This window comes from Gluconobacter sphaericus, from assembly GCF_016757795.1.
Taxonomy (GTDB): Bacteria; Pseudomonadota; Alphaproteobacteria; order Acetobacterales; family Acetobacteraceae; genus Gluconobacter; species Gluconobacter sphaericus.
The window spans coordinates 2,058,105-2,077,550 of record NZ_CP068419.1; the positions used below are offsets into that span (position 1 = coordinate 2,058,105).

General features: G+C 60.3%; 20 protein-coding genes. 12 read left to right on the plus strand and 8 right to left on the minus strand.

Features of this window, described 5'->3' with window-relative positions:
* Positions 1–16: 16 nt before the first annotated feature.
* From tolQ to glmM, 9 genes are all read left to right on the plus strand, one after another.
* A complete protein-coding gene (gene tolQ, locus IGS75_RS09815) occupies positions 17–808 on the plus strand; it encodes a protein TolQ (protein ID WP_174787502.1) in 792 nt (263 codons plus the stop codon).
* A gap of 3 nt (positions 809–811) precedes the next feature.
* On the plus strand, positions 812–1,252 hold the full coding sequence (tolR, locus tag IGS75_RS09820) for a protein TolR (RefSeq protein ID WP_141349669.1): 441 nt from the start codon (positions 812–814) through the stop codon (positions 1,250–1,252).
* A gap of 12 nt (positions 1,253–1,264) precedes the next feature.
* Positions 1,265–2,260 carry an energy transducer TonB gene (locus IGS75_RS09825; RefSeq protein ID WP_141349671.1) on the plus strand — a complete coding sequence of 332 codons (996 nt, stop codon included), beginning with the start codon at positions 1,265–1,267 and terminating at the stop codon, positions 2,258–2,260.
* 16 nt (positions 2,261–2,276) lie between these two features.
* A complete protein-coding gene (gene tolB / locus IGS75_RS09830; protein ID WP_141349673.1) occupies positions 2,277–3,638 on the plus strand; it encodes a Tol-Pal system beta propeller repeat protein TolB in 1,362 nt (453 codons plus the stop codon).
* Between the two features lie 487 nt (positions 3,639–4,125).
* Positions 4,126–4,605, plus strand: coding sequence for a peptidoglycan-associated lipoprotein Pal (gene pal, locus IGS75_RS09835; RefSeq protein WP_062458768.1), 480 nt, complete (start codon positions 4,126–4,128; stop codon positions 4,603–4,605).
* A 143-nt stretch (positions 4,606–4,748) separates the two neighbouring features.
* Positions 4,749–5,615 (plus strand): tetratricopeptide repeat protein, encoded by an 867-nt coding sequence (locus IGS75_RS09840; protein ID WP_202256730.1) that lies wholly within the window; start codon positions 4,749–4,751, stop codon positions 5,613–5,615.
* 23 nt (positions 5,616–5,638) lie between these two features.
* Positions 5,639–6,874 (plus strand): tRNA lysidine(34) synthetase TilS, encoded by a 1,236-nt coding sequence (gene tilS, locus IGS75_RS09845; RefSeq protein WP_237468757.1) that lies wholly within the window; start codon positions 5,639–5,641, stop codon positions 6,872–6,874.
* A gap of 171 nt (positions 6,875–7,045) precedes the next feature.
* A complete protein-coding gene (gene ftsH / locus IGS75_RS09850; RefSeq protein ID WP_141349677.1) occupies positions 7,046–8,950 on the plus strand; it encodes an ATP-dependent zinc metalloprotease FtsH in 1,905 nt (634 codons plus the stop codon).
* Positions 8,951–9,043: 93 nt separating this feature from the next.
* On the plus strand, positions 9,044–10,402 hold the full coding sequence (gene glmM / locus IGS75_RS09855; RefSeq protein ID WP_202256731.1) for a phosphoglucosamine mutase: 1,359 nt from the start codon (positions 9,044–9,046) through the stop codon (positions 10,400–10,402).
* Between the two features lie 12 nt (positions 10,403–10,414).
* Here glmM and IGS75_RS09860 read toward each other — a convergent pair whose 3' ends face one another.
* Complete coding sequence (locus IGS75_RS09860; protein ID WP_202256732.1) at positions 10,415–11,158, minus strand: response regulator transcription factor; 744 nt, start codon at positions 11,156–11,158, stop codon at positions 10,415–10,417.
* 190 nt (positions 11,159–11,348) lie between these two features.
* Between IGS75_RS09860 and fliI the strand changes: the two genes are divergently transcribed.
* Complete coding sequence (fliI, locus tag IGS75_RS09865; protein ID WP_202256733.1) at positions 11,349–12,707, plus strand: flagellar protein export ATPase FliI; 1,359 nt, start codon at positions 11,349–11,351, stop codon at positions 12,705–12,707.
* Positions 12,708–12,718: 11 nt separating this feature from the next.
* The gene (locus IGS75_RS09870; RefSeq protein ID WP_141349686.1) at positions 12,719–13,144 is read left to right on the plus strand and encodes a flagellar export protein FliJ; all 426 of its coding nucleotides are present in this window, start codon (positions 12,719–12,721) and stop codon (positions 13,142–13,144) included.
* Here the strand turns inward: IGS75_RS09870 and IGS75_RS09875 are convergent.
* The 3 genes from IGS75_RS09875 to IGS75_RS09885 all read right to left on the minus strand — a co-directional run bounded on the left by IGS75_RS09875 (position 13,126) and on the right by IGS75_RS09885 (position 15,446).
* On the minus strand, positions 13,126–13,557 hold the full coding sequence (locus IGS75_RS09875; protein ID WP_141349688.1) for a hypothetical protein: 432 nt from the start codon (positions 13,555–13,557) through the stop codon (positions 13,126–13,128). The two genes, IGS75_RS09870 and IGS75_RS09875, sit on opposite strands and share 19 nt — an antisense overlap.
* Before the next feature lie 66 nt (positions 13,558–13,623).
* Positions 13,624–14,163, minus strand: a complete 540-nt coding sequence (locus IGS75_RS09880; protein ID WP_228123663.1) for a hypothetical protein — start codon at positions 14,161–14,163, stop codon at positions 13,624–13,626.
* A gap of 11 nt (positions 14,164–14,174) precedes the next feature.
* Positions 14,175–15,446, minus strand: a complete 1,272-nt coding sequence (locus IGS75_RS09885; protein ID WP_249193293.1) for an aminopeptidase — start codon at positions 15,444–15,446, stop codon at positions 14,175–14,177.
* A gap of 96 nt (positions 15,447–15,542) precedes the next feature.
* On the opposite strand from IGS75_RS09885, the gene IGS75_RS09890 reads away from it, so the two are divergent.
* Entirely contained in the window at positions 15,543–16,358 is an 816-nt protein-coding gene (locus IGS75_RS09890; protein ID WP_202256734.1) for a glycosyltransferase family protein, read from the plus strand.
* A 52-nt stretch (positions 16,359–16,410) separates the two neighbouring features.
* On the opposite strand, the gene IGS75_RS09895 is transcribed toward IGS75_RS09890, so the two are convergent.
* The 4 genes from IGS75_RS09895 to IGS75_RS09910 form a co-directional block, all read right to left on the minus strand.
* Positions 16,411–16,686: a hypothetical protein gene (locus IGS75_RS09895; RefSeq protein WP_202258448.1), complete on the minus strand. Its 276-nt coding sequence runs from the start codon at positions 16,684–16,686 to the stop codon at positions 16,411–16,413.
* A 137-nt stretch (positions 16,687–16,823) separates the two neighbouring features.
* Positions 16,824–17,891 (minus strand): histidinol-phosphate transaminase, encoded by a 1,068-nt coding sequence (hisC, locus tag IGS75_RS09900; RefSeq protein ID WP_202256735.1) that lies wholly within the window; start codon positions 17,889–17,891, stop codon positions 16,824–16,826.
* Complete coding sequence (locus tag IGS75_RS09905) at positions 17,888–18,388, minus strand: ankyrin repeat domain-containing protein (RefSeq protein ID WP_202256736.1); 501 nt, start codon at positions 18,386–18,388, stop codon at positions 17,888–17,890. Before IGS75_RS09905 ends, hisC begins: the two co-directional genes overlap by 4 nt.
* 50 nt (positions 18,389–18,438) lie before the next feature.
* On the minus strand, positions 18,439–19,443 hold the full coding sequence (locus tag IGS75_RS09910; RefSeq protein ID WP_141350140.1) for an MBL fold metallo-hydrolase: 1,005 nt from the start codon (positions 19,441–19,443) through the stop codon (positions 18,439–18,441).
* Between the last annotated feature and the right edge of the window lie 3 nt (positions 19,444–19,446).

A 19,446-nucleotide genomic window follows, 5' to 3' on the forward strand; every position in this document is an offset into this window, starting at 1 on the left:
TTCGTCATGAAGTGCAATGGAGAGTCCTGACCCGCAAGGGACAGGATCTGTACAGGAGAGAACAGTGGATCATGAGGTAAGTTCGAGTGCGCTTGGGGCGGTCGGTGCGGCCGGTCTTTCGCCTCTGGACCTGTTCCTGCACGCCTCCATCGTTGTAAAGCTGGTGATGCTGGGGCTGCTGCTGTGCAGCGCTGGCGTATGGGCGATCATTGCGGAAAAAATCATTCTCATCCGTCGCGTTAATCGTGAAGCGACCGAGTTCGAGGACCGTTTTTGGTCAGGCGGATCACTCGATGACCTTTACGAATCTGATGGCGCACGTCCCACGCATCCGATGGCAGCTGTGTTCGGTGCAGCCATGGGTGAGTGGCGCCGCTCCGCGCGGATCGGCGGGATCGACCTGTCGCGGGGTGGTGTGCGTGAACGCGTAGATCGCGCCATCGACATCACCGTCATGCGTGAAAACGACCGCCTGACGCGCCGTCTGATCTTCCTGGCGACGATTGGCCCGGTGGCGCCGTTCGTCGGTCTGTTCGGAACAGTTTGGGGCATCATGCATTCCTTCGCGTCCATCGCGCAGATGCACAACACAAATCTTTCGGTCGTGGCGCCTGGTATTTCCGAAGCCCTGTTCGCCACGGCGATTGGCCTCGTAACGGCTATTCCGGCCTATATCGCCTATAATGGTCTGAGCAATTCCTTCGAGAAGTTTGCTGACCGTATGGAAGCCTTCGGTACGGAGTTCGCCGCCATCCTGTCACGTCAGTCCGAGGAACGTGCGGACGATACGACCGGCGGAAAGGCCTGAGCCATGGGAATGTCTGCGGGAGGACGGGCTGGAGGTGGCGGACGCCGTAAGCGTCGCCCCGCGTCGGAAATTAACGTCACGCCGCTGGTGGACGTCATGCTGGTGCTGCTCATTATCTTCATGGTGACGGCGCCGATGCTGACCAGTGGTGTCAATGTGGATCTGCCGAAGACGGATGCAAGCCCGGTCAATTCGGATACCAAGCCGATCACCGTCTCCCTGAAGACGGATGGGTCGCTCTATCTGGGGGACCAGCAGGTGACGTCGGACCAGCTGATCGACCAGCTCAAGGCACAGTCGCAGAATGATCCGACCCATCGTATTTTTGTTCGGGCCGATGCGCATATCGACTATGGGCAGGTGATGCAGGTCATGGGTCAGATCACGGCGGGTGGCTTCACGCATGTTGCGCTTCTCGCGCAGCAGCCCCAGAGCGGCCAGTAAGAGGCTTCTGCCGTGGTCCGTCCACGCCGCTCTGATAACAGGCGCTTTCGTCATGCGCTTTACGGATCAGCCGCCATTCATCTGGGGCTGATCGCGTATCTGCTTGTGCAGATTCCCCCCGAAAAACCACCCGAGCCGCCCGAGCCGCCCACGGTTCAGATGGAGTTCGAGCAGGCAGGGCCGCCGACCCATCCGGTCAAGGGCGATCATCCGGCGCCTGCGCCCGCTCCGGCCCCCGCACCTGTGAAAAACGAGGCACCTCCTGCCCCGACGCCGCCTTTGAAGGCGCCGACGGAAGAGCCGCCGCCGCCGCCGCCGCCGCCTCAACCCGTGCCGCCACCGCCGGAGACGCCGCCGCAAAAGCTGCCGGACATCAAGCTGCCGCCGAAGGTGACGGATGAGTCGCCCGAGCCTGTGCCAGCGTCGCCGCCCAAACCTTCACCGCCGTCCAAATCGACGATGGTCGCGCCGCCAAGTCCGCAGACGCAGAAGGCCGATAAGCTGCCGGATATGCCGAAATTCTCGCATATGACGCAGCCAAATGCGGCAAAGAAAACGGAAGCCGACAGCCATTCGCTGCTGGCGACGCTGGATAATTTCCGCGCCGATCAGAAGCAGACCCATGCGCCCACTGCAAAAGCGAATCCGCCGCAGGGCGGTGCGCCGAACGGGGGCGGTGTGCCGAACGGCGACATCACCAAGTCGCTCTCCATGGCGGATCAGAAAGCCATCGGTGGTTCCGTGCGTCGTTGCTACACGGAAGATACTGAGGCACGGAACTATGCGAGCTTTGTCGCGCATATGGTCGTGACCGTCGATGCGACCGGTGAGGCGCGGATTGTCAAATTTGCGCCTGATACGGCTGCGAAAATGGCCTCCGACCCGTCTTACCGCGTTCTGGCGGAGCGGGCGCGGGATGCGGTGCTGAGCCCCACCTGTGCTCATCTGCCCATTCCCTCCAAGATGCTTGGTCAGACGCATGAACTGCGTTTTGTCTTCAGGCCGTAATCCACGAGGAAGTCTCATGTCCTTCATTCCCGATACCGACGCCGAGGCCCTGAGCGCGCTGTTTTCGCGCCGCTCCGTTCTGGGAGCCACCGCTGCTGGTGGTCTTCTGGCGACGCCTCTGGCGGCTTTTGCGCAGTCTGCTGGGGCTTCTGGCCCCGGCGAAGCTGAAATTACCGTCGATCAGGCCCGTCAGGAGCCGATCCCCATCGTCATCCCGAATTTCGGGGCGGGTCTGGGTGAGCAGATTTCCGGTGTCATCACGTCCGATCTGAATGGCACCGGCCTGTTCAAGGTTATGAGCGGCAACGTGCCGCCCGGCTCTACACCGGATTTCAGCGCGCTCAAGGCACAGGGTGCCCGTGCTGCCGTGGCCGGTCAGGCGATCGGTTCAGGCAGCGTGCGCGTCGAGATGCGTCTGTGGGATGTGCTTTCCGGCCAGCAGCTTCAGGGCACGGCCTATACGGCTTCGACGTCCAACTGGCGCCGGATCGCGCATATCATTGCTGATGTGATTTATGAGCGGATGCTGGGTGAGAAGGGTTATTTTGATACCCGCATTGCCTATATTGCTCGCACCGGTCCCCGGCATCACCAGATCACCCGTCTGGCTCTGATGGATCAGGATGGCGCCAACGAGCGCATGCTGACAAACGGCGAGTGGCTGACGCTGACTCCGCGTTTCAATCCGGTGCGCGACCAGATCGCGTTCATGTCCTACGCCAACAACCGTCCTCGCGTGTATCTGTTCGACCTGGCTTCTGGCCGTCAGCAGATTTTGGGTGAGTTTGCGGGCATATCTTTTGCGCCGCGCTTCTCGCCGACGGGTGGATCGGTCGTATTGTCCGCCACGCGCGGCGGTGGGTCTGACATCTTTGTGGTTGATCTGGCGTCCCGTGCGAAGCGGCAGATCACCAATTCCAATGGCGCGATCGACACCAGTCCCTGCTTCAGCCCGGATGGCAGCCAGATTGTGTTTAACTCCGATCGTGGTGGCAGCCCTCAGCTCTATATCATGAGTGCGTCCGGCGGAGCGGCAAAGCGGATTTCCTACGGTAATGGTCAGTATGGTTCGCCGGTCTGGTCTCCTCGTGGAGACCTGATCGCCTTTACCAGGATTGGCAGCGGCGGCTTCTCGCTCGGTGTTATGAACCCTGATGGTACGGGTGAACGTATCCTAACGCAGGGCTTTACGGTGGATGGGGCCACGTTCTGCCCGAATGGTCGTGTTCTTGCGTTCTGTCGCCAGAGCGCGTCCGGGGCAGGCGGTGCGGGCTTCGCGTCCGGTATTGGTACGATCGATATTACGGGCTTTAACGAGCGTCCGATCCGGATCTCGACGGGTGCGTCCGACCCGGCCTGGTCGCCGCGCAACGGCTGAGGTCAGGCTCCGCGCTTTCGGTTTGAAAGCGCGGATTTTCAGGGGTGGAAAAACCCGTTTCATAGAGTCCCATTGCTGTGTTGATTCGGTCTGTAGCCGTCGGGGCTATGTAGATCGGTTCTCGGTGCTACGCCTGTAGCGCTTGGCTGCCACGCGGGCAGTGCATGTATTCAAACTGTAAAACTTCAATTGTGAGACGAGTATGGCGAAATTCTGCCATATTCGTCAGATCCGGTGTGACATTTCTGCCGAGTTTTCTGGTTCCGAAACTGAATCGAACTTTCCGGCCCTGGCCAACGTTAACGCGACACTTGACCCATGATTTGAGTCATGAGTATGGGCGCTTATGGCCACTGATTTTCAGGTGCGGCACGCAGGGATCGGAACCGAATCCTGCATGTTCCGGTCTGGAAAAAAGTGGTCCGGAATAACGCGGCATTTTCCGCATCCGGTTCCTGAAATGGGGCCGTTCTCAGGATTGAGACACATGAAGTTCAAGGTATTTGGCGCGCTCGGTCTGGCGCTTGTTCTCGCAGCCTGTTCCAACGGCAACACCAACAAGGGTGACAGCAACGGTGCTGGCGCCGTCGCTCAGGAAGCCGGCCCGATCCCCGGCAGCGAAGCCGATCTGGTTGCCAACGTTGGCGACCGCGTTTTCTATGAGCTGAACCAGTCGCAGCTCAGTGAAGAAGCTCGCGCAACGCTGGACAAGCAGGTTGCATGGCTCGCCAAGTACCCGCAGGTTAGCATCCAGGTTGCTGGCAACTGCGATGACCGCGGCACGGAAGAGTACAACATTGCTCTCGGCCAGCGTCGTGCAAACGCAGCCCGCGATTATCTGGTCGCCAAGGGCGTGAGCGCTTCGCGCATCACCACGATTTCCTACGGTAAGGACCGTCCGACTGCCGATGGTGATGACGAGCAGTCCTGGGCCCAGAACCGTAACGCCATTACGTCTGTTCGCTGAACCGACGTTTCAGGCCTGACGGACTGGGATGATGAGCGGCCGGGGGATTATCCCCCGGCCGTTTCTGTTTTATGACTGGGCCATGTCGCACGCGAGACCTGCCTGCGTGCCCGTGACCGTGAGTTTGTCTCAGGAGATCCGTTATGGTGCTGTCCCGTTCCCTACGTGCCGTCTTTCTGGGCACGGCTCTTTCCGTCCTGTCGCCCGTCGTCGCGGCGCTGGCTCAGGATGCTCCTGACAGCGGGGAAATTTCTTCACGCGAAGCCATTGCCCTTCAGGATCAGATTGCATCCCTGCGGCAGCAACTCTCTCAGGTTCAGAACGGTGGGGGGCTCGCTGCGCCAAGCGCGACGGCGGCCCCGCAGGCTTCGAGCGCAGATGGTAATCTGACGGCGCAGCTTTTAGAGCGTGTTTCGGCTCTGGAAGAGCAGAACCGCCAGATGCGGGGCGAACTGGATCAGCTCAGCAATTCCGTCCGGGACAATCAGGCCAGCGTGTCCAAGCAGATTTCGGACATGCAGTTCGCGTCCCAGAATGGCGGGGGATCACCGGCCTCGGCTCCTGTTAAAGCCGCCACCGAGGAAAAGGCGTCTGCCCCTGCTGCAGAGGCCGCCGAGCAGCCGAAGACGGCTCTGGATGCCCTGAAGGTCGGAAACGCTTCTCTGCATTCGGGCAATTACACGGATGCGGAAAGTAATGCCCGTTTCGCCATCAAGACGGCGCACAGCGTGTCCGGCAAGATGGATGCGCAGTTCTTGTTGGCCCAATCTCTGGCAGGGCAGAAGCAGTATCGTCAGTCTGCCGTTGCCTATTACGACGCCTATACCAAGGCGCCTAAGTCCCTGAAGGCCCAGGACTCTCTGCTCGGCGTAGCGGCATCGATGCTGGCGCTCGGGGATAAGGGATCGGCCTGTCAGGCGCTGGATAAGCTCAAGACCGAGTTCCCCGTCCCCGCGCCGCGTGTGAAGACGGCCGAGACGACATTCCGGAGCCGTGCCGCCTGTCACTGAGCGATGTCTTGCTGAGCTCGGGGATGGAGCATCCGGTCGGGGAGCAGGAGTTTGCCGATCGAATGGCCCGGTTTGGTCCGTGGCCACCCGATATCGATGATGCGCCGGTCGGACTGGCTGTCTCGGGGGGCGCCGATTCCATGGCGCTCGCGTTTCTGGCCCGTCGCTGGCGGCGAAATGTCGTGGCGTTCGTTGTGGACCATGCTTTGCGCCCTGAGTCCGCTACCGAAGCGCAGCTGACGGTTCATCGTCTTGCCACGATGAACGTGAAGGCACGGCTTCTGACGCTTGCGCCGTTTCCGAAAGGCCGAATGCAGGAGCGCGCACGCCGAGCCCGGTTCGAAGCTCTTGAGGCGGCCTGTGTTCTGGAAGGCTGTCTGGATCTGCTGGTTGCGCATCATGCTGGTGATCAGGACGAAACGGTGTGGATGCGGCATCTGCGGGCGAGTGGCCCCCTAGGGCTGAGCGGCATACAGCCTGTTTCTGTTCGCGGACGCGTCCGGCTCGTCCGGCCGCTTCTTACGTTTCCCACAACGCGTTTGCGCCTGACGCTGCAAGCAGAAAACCTGCCTTGGATCGAGGATCCATCGAACGCCAACCGGCGTTTCGAGCGTGTTCGTCTGCGACAGGACTTGACGCCTGAGCAGAGACAGGAAGCTCGCGCTTTGCAACAGGTTGCCCTGCAGGAGCGTCAGTGCCTTGAGACGGAGCTGGTGGGGCAGCTTGGGCGCCATGCTGTCTGGCATGCGCAGGGCTGGGTCTTCCTTGGGCAGCAGGGAGTGGACGAAGAGGCCCTGTCTGTTTTGATCCGGCTGGTTTCAGGGAGTGCTTATCGTCCGGGGCGTGAGGCTGTGCAGACCCTGATGACGCATGGATATGGAACGCTGTCAGGGGTTCAGGTCCGTCCGGCGGGGCGCTTTGGGAACGGGATCATTTTGGTGCGGGAGGAAAGGGCGCTTGGTCCGTCCGTCCCCGCGAATGCCGACGCAGTGTGGGATGGACGCTGGCGCCTTCTGTCCTGCGATGTTCCACAGGGGAGTCTGATCAGGCCTCTGGGGGACGCGGTTCATGTGCTGGATCTGCGCAGGCTGGGCGTGCCGTATGCGGCTGCCCGCTGCCTTCCGGGCGTATGGAATGAGGGGCGACTGGTTTTTGGACCGCGTCTTGGGGAGATGGCTTGGGGCGGATTTGCCGGTGAGGCGGATTTTGTCTGGGCGTCCGGTGTTCCTGCGACAGGAGAAAATCATTTCAGGACGTAAAAAGATCTTCAAAAACGCAAGAAATGCGTTTTCCTGCCCCCGATGGGGTAGGATCGTGGACGCGGAGGCTTATGTTATGAAGTCAACGCAGAATGTGACCGGTCGGCCAGTTGTGACGGGGGTTCCCGGACCGCATCTGACGGAACAGTCTGAAGGACGACAGAGAGCGAGATGAACAATTTAGGCCGTAACGTCGCGATCTGGGTGGTCATCATCGTGGTCGGAATGGCAGTGCTGACAGCCTTCCAGCCCGGTGGCGGCCAGCATGCAGCCCAGCAGATCGCCTATTCCGATTTCATCCATGATGTGGATCAGCATCAGGTCCGTTCCGTTGTGATTCAGGAGCAGAATGTCTCCGGGACACTGACGAACGGAACGTCTTTCGAGACCTACGCCCCGCTTGATCCGAGCCTTCCGGCTCGTCTGACTGCCGCGAACGTCGAAGTGACGGCCAAGCCGATGGAAAGCGGCGAAAGCCCGATCCTGCGTTATGCGAGCGCCTACTTGCCGGTTCTGCTGTTGCTTGGACTGTGCTTCATGGTTTTCCGTCAAATGCAGGGGGGCGGCGGCCGGGCCATGGGCTTTGGCAAGTCCCGCGCCAAGTTGCTGACGGAGAAGACCGGTCGTGTGACGTTTGAAGATGTCGCCGGTATTGATGAGGCGAAATCCGAGCTTCAGGAAATCGTCGACTTTCTGCGTGACCCGCAGAAATTTACACGATTGGGCGGCAAGATCCCCAAGGGGGCACTGCTGGTCGGACCTCCGGGCACGGGTAAGACGCTGCTGGCGCGTGCTATTGCGGGTGAGGCCAATGTCCCGTTCTTCACGATTTCCGGTTCGGACTTCGTGGAAATGTTCGTCGGTGTTGGTGCATCCCGTGTGCGTGACATGTTTGAGCAGGGCAAGAAGTCCGCGCCCTGCATCATCTTTATCGATGAAATCGATGCCGTGGGCCGTCATCGTGGCGCCGGTCTCGGCGGTGGTAATGATGAGCGTGAGCAGACTCTCAATCAGATGCTGGTCGAGATGGATGGTTTTGAAAGCAATGAGGGCGTGATCCTGATTGCCGCGACTAACCGCCCGGATGTTCTGGATCCGGCCCTGCTGCGCCCTGGTCGCTTCGACCGTCAGGTCGTCGTGCCGAACCCGGATGTTGCCGGTCGTGAGAAGATCCTGCGCGTTCACATGCGCAAGGTTCCGCTGTCGTCTGATGTTGATCCGAAGGTTATTGCACGTGGTACGCCGGGCTTCTCGGGTGCAGATCTGTCCAATCTCGTGAACGAAGCTGCGCTGATGGCAGCGCGTCAGGGACGGCGGACTGTTGGTATGGCACAGTTCGAAGAGGCCAAGGACAAGGTCATGATGGGGGCGGAGCGTCGTTCCATGGTCATGACCGAGGACGAAAAGCGCTCAACGGCCTATCACGAATCCGGGCATGCCATCTGCGCGATTTTCACGCCGGGTAGCGATCCGATCCATAAGGCAACCATTGTGCCGCGTGGCCGGGCGCTGGGTCTGGTCATGACCCTGCCGGAGAAGGACAATATTTCCTACAGCCGCAAATGGTGCCTGGCTCGTCTGGTGATTGCCATGGGTGGTCGTGTGGCTGAGGAAATCATCTTCGGACGCGAGGAAGTCAGCGCCGGTGCTTCGGGCGATATCAAGAGCGCGACCGATCTTGCCCGCCGCATGGTCACCGAATGGGGGATGAGCGATACGCTGGGTATGATTGCCTATGGTGATAACGGGCAGGAAGTGTTCCTTGGTCATTCCGTGACCCAGAGCAAGAATATTTCGGAAGAGACAGCCCGGGAGATCGACAAGGAGGTCAAGATCCTAATCGACACGGCTTACAAGCAGGCCCACGATCTGCTGACGACCCGTATCGATGACCTGCACCGCCTGACCGCGGCGCTTCTGGAATATGAAACGCTGACGGGTGAAGACATTGGGCGTATCATGCGCGGTGAGGCGATCGAGCGTACATCGGATGATGAACAGGTTCCCGATAACCGTCGTGCATCTGTTCCGACCACACGTCCCAACGCGTTTGATCCGGCGCCTCAGGCGGGGTAATCAGGCAGCCAAACGCACCAACGGGCGCGTCATCGGGAGCTTTCCCGGTGCCGCGCCTTTTTCATTTCTGGCATACAGGCAGGATTCTTCATTATGGCCACCAAAAGGTCTCTGTTCGGTACTGATGGCATCCGGGGCACGGCCAATACCGCGCCCATGACGGTCGAGATCGCACAGAAACTGGGGCAGGCGGCCGGCCTGTATTTCATGCGCAGCCAGAACCGCCGGCATAGCGTCGTGCTGGGCAAGGATACGCGCCTTTCAGGCTACATGCTGGAATGTGCTCTGGTGGCGGGCTTTCTGTCGGCGGGGATGGATGTCATTCTGGTTGGACCGCTACCCACGCCTGCCATTGCTATGCTGACGCGTTCCCTCCGGGCGGATCTGGGTGTTATGGTCTCGGCATCGCACAACCCCTTTACCGACAACGGTATCAAACTGTTCGGACCAGATGGTTTCAAGCTTTCTGACGAGGTGGAAGGCGAAATCGAGGATCTGATGTCGCAGGATCTGTCCGCGCGGCTGGCGTCTCCGGCGCAGATTGGCCGGGCGTCGCGCCTGACCGATGCGGCCGGGCGGTATATCGAGAATGCGAAGGCCTCTTTCCCGCGTGGTTTGCGTCTGGATGGCCTGAAGATTGTCATCGACTGCGCCAATGGCTCGGCGTATCGCGTGGCACCCAAGGCCCTGTGGGAGCTTGGTGCTGAAGTTATCAAGATCGGCTGTTCGCCGGATGGTCTCAACATCAATGATGGCGTGGGATCAACGCATCCTGAAACGCTGTGTGCAGCTGTCAGAGAGCAGGGTGCGGATTTTGGTATTGCGCTGGACGGTGATGCGGATCGTGTCCTGATTGCGGATGAGAACGGCAATCTTGTGGATGGAGACCAGATTATCGGCCTGATCGCAGCCTTCTGGAAGCAGCATGGCCGGTTGCGGGGCAATACGGTAGTGACGACCGTCATGTCCAATATTGGGCTGGAAAAGGCCCTGGCGGAGAATGGTCTCGAACTTCAGCGTACGGCGGTTGGTGATCGTTATGTTGTTGAGCGGATGCGAGAAATCGGGGCCAATCTGGGTGGCGAGCAGTCTGGCCACATGGTCCTGTCGGACTATGCTACCACCGGCGATGGTCTAATTGCTGCATTGCAGGTGCTTGCTGTGTCGGTCGAGACCAAGCGGCCGGCCAGCGAGATCTGCCGTTTCTTCACGCCCTATCCGCAGCTTCTGAAAAATGTCCGTTATTCAGGGACCAGCCCGATGAGTAGCCCTGATCTCGCAGCGGCCAAGGCCTGGGCAGATGAGCGGTTAGCCGGAAGTGGCCGTCTTGTCCTGAGGGCAAGCGGGACTGAACCGCTGATCCGTGTCATGGCCGAGGCGCAGGATGAGGCGCTGGTGCATGAAGTTGTGGATCATGTCTGTGATATCATCCGCGCGATTGCGCACGTCTGATCCCGAAGGCGGTCAGATGGCCGCGACTGTTGCAGGAAGGCTGTTTCTGGGCGTGGCGTCTGTCGTGGCGGGGATTTCTGCGGTGTCGTCTTCACGCAGGATGTAACCGCGTCCCCAGACGGTCGCGATCAGGTTTCCGGCGCCGACATTCTGCAGTTTACGACGTAGCTTGCAGATGAAGACGTCGATGATCTTCATTTCCGGCTCGTCAATGCCGCCATAGAGGTGGTTGAGAAATGCGTCCTTGGTCAGGACCGAGCCTTTGCGGATGACCAGTAGTTCCAGAATGGCATATTCCTTGCCCGTCAGGTGCAGCGGAGCGCCTTCGACCGTGACGTTTTTGCCATTCAGATCCAGTTCCAGATTGCCGACGCGAAGCCTCGGCTCAGCAAAGCCACGGGAGCGCCGCATGACGGCCTGCAGGCGGGCGACCAGTTCGCCTGCGTCGTAAGGCTTGGTCATGTAGTCGTCTGCGCCCATGGAAAAGGCCCGGATTTTCGCTTGGGGACGCAGCAGGGCGGACAGGACAAGGATGGGCGTCGTGATACGCGCGGCCCGAGCGCGGCGGATGACTTCGTAGCCTTCAAGGTCGTTCAGCATCAGTTCGAGCACCACAACATCATAGTCGTAGTGGCGAAGCATTTCGATGGCCTCTTCGCCAGACGGCGTATGGTCCACGGTGAAAGACGCGGTCCGCAGGATCTGGGATAGCGTGGCGGCGGCTGACTGATCGCTGTCGACAAGAAGGATACGCATGTTCTCAACTCCCGGCTTGGTGAAGTAATGGTTACTACTCAAGGTTGTGTATGTCGATGAACATGGATCAAAAATCGTAAAATTGTCATTATTTTTCCCGTTATGGGGGAATGTTAGGGTTCTCTTAAGGGTATGGTTGTAAAGTTTGAGGATCGGAACAACCTGCGAAAAACGGTCAGAAACTGCCACTATGGGCGACTACGACAGACTGCTTGAAAGGCTTTCGAACCTCACCTGCGACTGGGTTCTAGGAAGCGTTAAAGACGTTATCGGTCTCTGCCTGACTGTTATTGGACTCGAAGGCTTCATTGCGATTGGAGACCGAGTCGCGGTGAAAGCGCGTGATGGGCGGATTGTACAATCAGAGGTTGTGGGATTTCAGGGTGATGTCGCGCGCCTCATGTCCTTCGGGTCTCTGGACGGAATTGGTCCGGGCTGTGAGGCTAGGATTCCGCTGAACCGCCATGATGACGGCCTTGGCGTCAACGAAGGCTGGCTGGGTCGTGTGCTGGATCCGCTGGGACAGCCGATCGACGGGAAGGGGCCTTTATTTCCATCGTTTGAGCGGCAACCGGTCCAGTGTCCTCCGCCCAATGCCGCAAGCCGAGCACGGCTTGGCGAGCGTATTGATCTCGGGGTTCGAGCGCTTGATACTTTCGCGACGTGCCGGCGCGGGCAGAGGCTCGGGCTTTTCGCGGGGTCGGGTGTCGGGAAATCCACATTGTTGTCCATGCTGGCAAGGGGGGCGGACTGTGATGTCGCCGTGATCTCGCTGGTGGGTGAGCGTGGGCGTGAGGTGCGGGAATTCCTCGAGGATGATCTCGGGCCGGAAGGGTTGGCGCGGAGCGTGCTGGTGATCGCGACTTCGGATTCTCCGCCACTGATGCGCCGCGAAGCCGCCCTGTCCGCCATGGCCATCGCGGAATATTTTCGAAACCAGGGCAAATCGGTCCTGCTGTTGATGGATAGCGTGACGCGCTTCTGTATGGCACTGCGGGAAATCGGTCTGTCGGCCGGAGAGCCACCTGCGACGCGGGGTTATCCGCCTTCGGTTTTTGCAGAGCTGCCTCGTCTTCTGGAGAGGGCAGGACCGGGTTATGCCGATCAGGGCATGATCACGGCGCTTTTCACGGTCCTTGTGGAAGGGGATGACCAGAATGAGCCGGTTGCGGATGCCGTGCGTGGCATTCTGGACGGGCATGTCATTCTTGACCGCAAAATCGGCGAGCAGGGACGTTATCCTGCCGTTGATGTTCTGCGCTCTCTGTCGCGTGCGGTTCCGGGATGTAATTCGCTTGAGGAAAACGCTCTGACGCAACGCGCGCGGGCCGTGATGGCGACCTATCAGCGGATGGCGGACATGATCCGGCTGGGAGCGTACAAGCCCGGAACGGATCGTGAGGTGGATGAAGCCATCGCCCTGATACCGAAGCTGAACGAGTTCCTGTCTCAGGGGCGGAACGAACGGACTACGCGCGCCGAGGCCTTTGAACAGCTGGCGCAGATCATGCAGATGCCGCTGAAAAATCTGCCCCTGAATAAATTGTAAAGGACCTCACAATGGAACCCTCACCTCTCGAGACACTGATTGCCCTGCGGGAGCAGGAACTTGATCTTGTAGAACGCAGCTTTGCAGAGGCCGTAGCGCGGGAAGTGGCTGCGGAAGAAAAACTGACTGTGGCGCAGGCGGAGATCTTGAACGAACAGCGGATCGCATCCAGCCCTACGGCGGATGACGGCGCAGTGGAGGCATTCAGCCGGTGGCTTCCCGTGGGGCGGCAGGTGGTCCTGGAAGCGAGGGAGCGCTGTCGGGAAGCGGCGATGGATCGCGAGGCTGTACGCTCAGCCCTGATCGCTGCCCGAGCAGCGATGGAGGCCGTCAAGACCTTGTGGGAAGAGCAGAAGGAAGAAGAGCGGCAGACTGACCTTAGAAAGGAGCAGAACGTCTTGGATGAACTCGCTGTCCGTCAGTTCGGCAGGTCGTGAGAGGAGGCATGCCCGCGCAAGGCCGCCTCGATCTGGGTAGCAGTGCCAATCAGGGCGCAGGCGACCGGATGGGTGCTGTCGCGGACGAAGGTCAGGACGAGGTCGGAATCGCTGGGAAAGAGGTCGCTTTGCAGCGTGATGACCGGTGTCATTTCGCCGTTACGGGATGCCCCTTCAGCCGCATGTGAGAGAAGGCGTGCAACCGCTTTTTCCAAGGCGGGAAGAAGTATGGTGTGAGGGGCATCATGATGTGCTGCATGGGTCCCAATCAGCTCGTCCCAGCCGCTACGGGTTACGAAAGCGGGGATGCCGTCAGGGGGCGTGTCGCGCTCGGCGCGCAGAAGGGCGCCGGACTGAGCCATGCCGAGGATATCCAGGGCAGGAAGAATAGTTGGGTCGAGTTTGATGGGCATTTGTCTTTGGTTCGCAGGTGGAAGAGGCCGGCTTGCTCCGCGGAAGGCGCGGCCTCTGTGCCGTTGTTAGTGCGGCGGGTTGCCCATGGCCTGCATCAGGGCCGTAACCTGCTCGGGCTGGGCTTTGAAGAGGGCGACATTGGACGGGTTGGGGCTGGGCATTCCTGTCGGAAGCTGTCCATTGCTGGCGGCCAGAGTCATGCCGAATGTGGTCATGCCCATCACAAAGCTCTCGGGTGTGAAACCGTGGCTTTGCAGGACGGGTGTCAGTCCCGGAACCTGACTGATCTGCCGGATCGTTTCTGAAAGACCCGTGCCATGAGAGTTGGGAGGCTGAATATTGCGGGCCTGAAGTTCAGCGATCGTTGCTGCAGCGCGGGTCATGAAATCAGGCGGCAGCGGATAATGCATGGCCCGCTCGGTATCTGCGCGGACCTGAGGAGGGATCTGTTGGGTCTGCTGCGGCGTGCCCTGAAGGGGGGGGCTTCCGTCAATCTGCGTCTGACTCTGAGCACCGCCCTGATAGGCAGAGGGCGGGTAGGACTGTGCCTGTGCGGTCAGTGGCAGTATCGCAGCGGAAACGAGGAGCGCGGAGAGCCCTGTCATGCGGGGAAATATCATGCCTGCACCCATTCGCCAGCGCGCATCAGAGGTACGCGGTTGCCATTCTTGAGACCATCGAGGTCGATTTTGTCCGAACCGATCATCCAGTCAATGTGGATAAGAGAGTCATTGACGCCTCGTTCCAGCAGTTCTTCCGGCGTCAGGCCTTCGATATCGACCATGCATTTCGTATAGGCCTGGCCAAGAGCGATATGGCTGGACGCGTTTTCGTCGAACAGCGTGTTGCGATACAGGATTTTACTGGCCGAGATGGGCGAGGAGTGCGGTACGAGGGCCACTTCACCAATCCGGGCTGCGCCCTCATCGGTGCTGAGGATTCGCTTGAGCACGTCTTCGCCCTGGCTGGCTGTCGCTTCGACGATCCGCCCGTTTTCAAAGCGCACAGCGATGTTGTCGATCAGCGTGCCCTGATGGAACAGCGGCTTGGTGCTGCTGACGCGCCCGTCCACTTTGCTGCGATGGGGCGTCGTGAAGATTTCTTCTGTCGGGATATTCGGATTGCAGACAATACCATTCCCCGACTTTTCCGAGCCGCCGGCCCAAAGATGACCATCAGCGAGTCCGACCATCAGGTCGGTGCCGGGGCCGCTGAAATGCAGGGCGTCAAAGCGGCTGTCATTCATGTATTTTGCCCGGGCATGCAGACGGGCATTATGGGCTTTCCACTCGGCGACCGGGTCGGCCACATCGACACGGGACGCCTTGAAGATTCCGTCCCACAGGGCAGTGAGGGCGTCGTCGGCCGGAAGCTCCGGGAAGACCTGTGCGGCCCAGGCCGGGGTGGCGCAAGCGACGATGTTCCAGTTCACGGCGAACTGCGTGATGATTTCCATTGCCGGGCGGTTGGCTTTGGAGTTGGCGCGGTTGGCCCGGGAAATGCGCTCGGGATCCTGGCCCTTCAGAAGGGTCGGGTTGGCACCCGTGATGGCCATGCGGGCTGCACCTTCACGGAAGGCGCGTGCCATGCCGTCAGCCAGCCATGTCGGGGCAACGTCAAAGGCGTCGTCAGGAGCGTGAATGAAGCGGGCGAGCGTGGTCTCGTCATCCGCGTACAGCGTCGTTACGAGAGATGCGCCGGCCTTGTAGGCGTGTTCTGTTACGCGGCGGACCAGCGGGGCGGCGTCCAGTGGGGCGGTAATGAGCAGTTGCTGGCCGGGCGTAATGTTCAGGCCAACGCGGACGGCAACCTCGCCCAGGCGGTCGAGCAGCTGTTCGTGCGAAAAGGAGGAAGAAGCGGACACGTTGGACTCTTTCGCAGTGATCATTCTGTTCGTTATGGTGTGCTCTGGAGCGCCGAAGTGCAAGAGAGCAGCGCGGGGTGTGGCGTGACAGTGCTGTAGGGGCGCAGTATCGTTTCCGCCATGAAACCCGGACTTCACATTTTCGCCGATACCGGCGAGCCAGACCAGCGGCCGTTCGATGTCGCGGTCGTCATGCCGAGCCTGTTGCGGCCGAGTATTGTGCGGGCACTTCAGTCTATTTTCGAGCAGAAGGGCGGATTGCGGGTCCAGATCATGATCGGGGTGGATCGGGCGCCAGAAGAGGGTGCGGGCGAACTGCTGCGGCGTGCAGTCGAGGGACGGCCGCCGGGCTGGGCTGTTGAAGTCCTGTGGCCCGGCTATTCCACGTCCCAGAGGCATGGCGGATTTGGTCGCGCAAAGGATGGAGGCGTATTGCGTAGTGTGCTCAGTCAGCTCTCGAATGCGCCGCGAATTGCTTATCTTGATGACGACAACTGGTGGGCGCCGGAGCATTTGTCCTCCCTGCTGACGGCGGTCGAGGGGCAGGACTGGGCCTGGGCCGGGCGCTGGTTTGTACATCCGCGAACGCTGATACCTATCTGCGAGGATCAGTGGGAGTCGGTCGGGATTGGCGGCGGTATTTTCCGGGAAAGCTATGGGGGGTTTGTTGATCCGAACTGTCTGATGATCGACCGGACGCGGGTGCCGGAAGCTCTGGACATGTGGAACCAGCCCTTGGTCGGAGACGGGACGCAGATGACGGCGGACCGAAATGTTTTCAGACTGCTAAAGGGCAGGCCAGGCAGGCCGACCGGCGAATATACGGCGTATTATGTCCTGACCGAAACCGACGGACTTCATCTAGCACGGCTGCGGCTGATGGGAGCGGCGGCTTGGGATGCGGCGTCCCGGAAGATGCTCGCTCAGGACGCCTGATGCTAAACGGTCGGTGCAGAGAGGAATTCTGTACCGGCCGTTTAGGTCGCTATTACATAGAGCGGATCGTGTTGCGGCGCGGCGGGCGGCGCTGGCGGTCGGGCTGGGCGTCCGGGTTGGCGGCTTTGGCAGCTTTTTCACGCGCGATGGTGCGCAGTTCGACCTCCAGTTCGCGGATGCGGCGCTGGATGCTCTCCTTCAGCGTCGGAGAGGTGTGGGACTTCATGGACGCGATCGTCTCCTTGAGGTCCCGGAGCTGTTTTTCCTTTTCGGCCTGATTACGGCGAATAGGCTGGTTGTCGGACATCTGTCCCTGAAATGCACGCATGTGTTCGTCTTTCTGCATGAAACATTCACGGGCCTCCTGCCTATCCGGAGATGGCTGGATGGAGCACGCAAAAGCGTGCCTGACTGGCCCTGTCTGGCTCATGATTATGGGGGACGGAGTATTGCCGTCCGGTTAATTCAGGATCGGGGAGAAAGGATGTCCCGCAAAGCGTCTGTCAGGCGTATGCAGGCTTCGTCCGTTCCGATCGAGATGCGCAGCCAGTCCTGGATGCGCGGGGTTGAGAGATGCCGGACAAGGATCGCCCGCTCGCGCAGAGCGGTGGCGATAGCTCCGGCTTTGTGCGCCGGGTGGTGCACGAGAACGAAGTTGGCACAGGATGGCAGGACTTGGAAGCCAAGATTTTGCAGTTCCGGGACCAGCCTGTCACGGCTGGCAATGACGCGCGCCGTGATGTCCGCAAGCCAGTCGGTATCTTGGATCGCGGCGATGGACCCGGCCTGTGCCGGACGGGAGAGGGGATAGGAATTGAAGCTGTCCTTGACCCGAATGAGACCTTCGATCAGTTCCGGGGAGCCGATCGCAAAACCCACACGCAGTCCTGCCAGAGCGTAGGACTTGGACAGCGTCTGAACCACCAGAAGATTGTCATACCGGTGTGTCAGTTCAATGGCGGACTGCGCCCCGAAATCGACATAGGCCTCGTCGATGATGATGGTCCGGTCCGGATGACGCTTAAGGAGCGTCTCAATATGCTCCAGCGGCAGGGCGATACCCGTATTCGCATTGGGATTGGCGACGATGATCCCGCCGCAGTCGCCGGTATAGGCGTCGATGTCGATCGTAAAACCGTCATTGAGTGGGATGTGGTGGAACGGTTGTTCGAACAGGCCGCAATAGACCGGATAGAAGCCGTAGGTCACATCTGAGAACAGGACTGGCGCATCATCGTGGAACAGGGCACGGAAGGCATGGGCCAGTACTTCGTCCGAGCCGTTGCCGACGAAAACGCGGTCTGCCGTTGTGCCGAAGCGAGCGGCAATGGTGTCGCGTAAAACTGCTGCAGTCGGGTCGGGATACAGGCGTAGATCGTCAGATGCGGCGTTCCGGATTGCGTCGACAACCTTTGGGCTTGGACCATAGGGAGACTCGTTGGTGTTGAGCTTCAGCAGGTCCGCGACTTTGGGCTGCTCGCCCGGGATATACGGGTGCAGGTCACGGACGCGGCGGTTCCAGAAACGGCTCATGCGGGCGTTCCGATGAACAGGTCGGTCATGAGCTGACGTTCGGCGAGGTCGCGGGCGGAGACGCCGTCCGCATCTTTCAGGTCCGGGTTCGCTCCGGCGGCGAGGAGCTTCTTCGCCATGTCTTCGCGGTTAAACATGATGGAAAACATCAGCGGCGTACGTCCCGCATGATTGGCATGATCCACCTGCGCGCCATGATCAAGCAGAAGTGTTGCGATGTTGGTCAGGCCTTTGAAGGCCACGCCGGACAGGGCGGTGGCGCCCTTGAGATCGGTTGCTTCCGTATCAGCGCTCCGGTCCAGCAGCAGGCGCGTGGCGTCTGCGTGGCCGTTATAGGTGGCGACGATCAGCGCGGTGTAGCCGCGGCTATCAGGCGTATCGATGGCCATGCCGGCGTCCAGAAACTGGGTCAGGAGGTCGGTATCGCCTTCACGGGCCGCGTCGATGAACAGGGCGGTAATCTGGTCTGACGTGAAAGTGACGTTCTGGGCGTTCATGACGGTTTCCACATGGCGGTGTCCCTCAGAGAGGGGATGCTGGAAGGAGTTTAGCTTTTTGTGTCAGCTGGCGGAAGGGTGAGGCTCTCGCCATTCTCCAGTGCTGCGAAAGGGCGATTACCGGGGCGGCTTGCGAATTCCAGGCGCGTGGGGGGCTCCAGAATGGCCTCGTCGGTGAGCTGGAAGGTCCCGAAATGGATGGGCAGCCCCTGTTTTGCCCTGAGTGTATCAAAGGCCATGAGAGCTTCTTCAGGCGACATGTGGACGCGGCGCATCAGGTCGCGCGGGTCGTAGGCGCCGATGGGCAGGATGGCGAGGTCGATCTCCGGCCAGCGACGATGAATCGCGTCGAAATGCTTTCCCCAGGCCGTATCGCCCGCGAAAAAGACTGTGTGACCATCGGCTTCGATCGTGAACCCGCCCCACAGTGCACGGTTGGAATCGAAGGGTGTGCGCGCGCTTCCGTGAAGGGCTGGCGTGGATGTGATGCGGGCGCCGTCATCGGTTGTGCTCTCCCACCAGTCCAGCTCGACGATGCGGGGCAGGGCGGCCTTTTCCAGATGGCGGCGGTTGCCTGGCAGCGAGAGGCAGAGCGGGTCATCGCGCTCTGCCAGGGCACGCAGGCTTGGGAGGTCCATATGGTCGTAATGGCAGTGTGAGACGAGGATGATGTCGATGCGTGGCAGGGCGTTGAGGGTGATTCCGGGTGGCCTCACGCGACGGGGACCGAAACTGCGGAAGGGGGAGCAGCGTTCGGAGAATACCGGGTCAGTGATGATCCGCAGAGGCGCGCGTCCTGTGCGGCCAAACTGGAGCAGAACGGTCGCATGACCGATAAATGTCACGCAGCACTCTCCCGGAGCGGGTGTACCCTGCGGCCAGGTTTTCTGGGGGGGGAGAGCGTCCGGCCAGCGGGGGCGCAGCCCCATTTGCCAGCGAAAGATATTCCCGATCCGCTGGGACGTCGTGCGGGCCGTGCGTGGTTCGTCCGGGCGCCAGACTTCTGGGTTTTTGTAATGGCGCCCGTCGAAATGTGGCGGGTTGTCATTAAGCACAAG